The sequence below is a fragment of the Burkholderia sp. Ac-20392 genome (assembly GCF_017104585.1).
In the GTDB taxonomy this organism is placed as follows: domain Bacteria; phylum Pseudomonadota; class Gammaproteobacteria; order Burkholderiales; family Burkholderiaceae; genus Burkholderia; species Burkholderia lata.
This window is the reverse complement of sequence record NZ_JAAGPB010001059.1, coordinates 1-1,010: the sequence shown is the minus strand read 5'-3', so window position 1 is coordinate 1,010 and position 1,010 is coordinate 1. Positions and strand designations below refer to the sequence as shown.

Here is a 1,010-nt window from a genome sequence, read left to right as displayed (position 1 = left end):
CGGCCCCCTTCCATCATCCGGTCGAGTGCGTCGACGAGCGCGCGCTCGGGCCGCCGCGCATGCACGCCGGCCGGTTCACCGCCGCTGCGCCAGCCGGGCCGCACACCACGCACGAACAGGTACAGGTAGCCCGCGATGTGCGTGTCGTAGTCGTAGTCGGGCAGCCGCCCGCGCAGGTAGCGATGCAGTGCAACCGTATAGAGCAGCGCCTGCAGGTGATACGCGTGATCGGCCATCGCGACGTCGAGCGCACGCGGGCCGTAGGCGTCCGGCGTCGTGCCGAGATGGTTCGACTTCCAGTCGACGATCCAGAAGCGGCCGTCGTGTTCGACGATCATGTCGATGAAACCCTTGATGAAACCGGCGAGCATGCCCGCCTCCAGTGCAACGTCCGGATAGCCGTGCGCGACCAGCAGGCGGCGCAGGGCCATCAGGTCGAGCGCGGGCGCCGGGAACAGGAAACCCATTTCGTCGAGCCGCTTCGCCGGATCGAGATCGGCGAGCCGCATCCCCGGGACGAGCTCGGTGCGCACGACATCGTCGACCAGTTGCACCATCATCGCCGGCAGACGCGTCGCGAGTTCGGGCTCGGCCTCGACCGGCCGGTCGTGCAGTGCGCCGAGCGCGGCCCTGGGCCACGACTCGGGCTCGGTGAACCGGCTGAGTTCGAACAGGCGGTGCAGGCACTCGCCGGCCGCCGCGCCGCGCGGGAACACGAGGATATCGTCATCAGGCGGTTCGGGTGCGACCGGATCGGCCAATAGCCACTCGCCATCCGGCGCCACTGCGGCAAGCGCATCGTGATCGGGGCGCAATTCGTCATCGGGCACGGCCGCGACGCCCGCCTCCTCGCGTGCCATCGACGCGGTCAGCGAACTGAAGCTCGCCATCCGCCACGCATCGCGCAGCATGCGCGTCGCATGGCGCGCCGCGAGCGTCTGCGATGCGTCGTGCCCGGCCGCGAGACGCTCGGGGCGCGCTGGTGCAGGCAGCGGCGCGACGCTCACGGG

1 protein-coding gene is annotated in these 1,010 nt (G+C 70.4%); it reads right to left on the bottom strand.

Features of this window, described 5'->3' with window-relative positions:
- Window positions 1-1,010 (bottom strand): PD-(D/E)XK nuclease family protein (locus G3N99_RS40760; protein ID WP_206125258.1); only part of this gene is annotated, 1,010 nt, incomplete at both ends.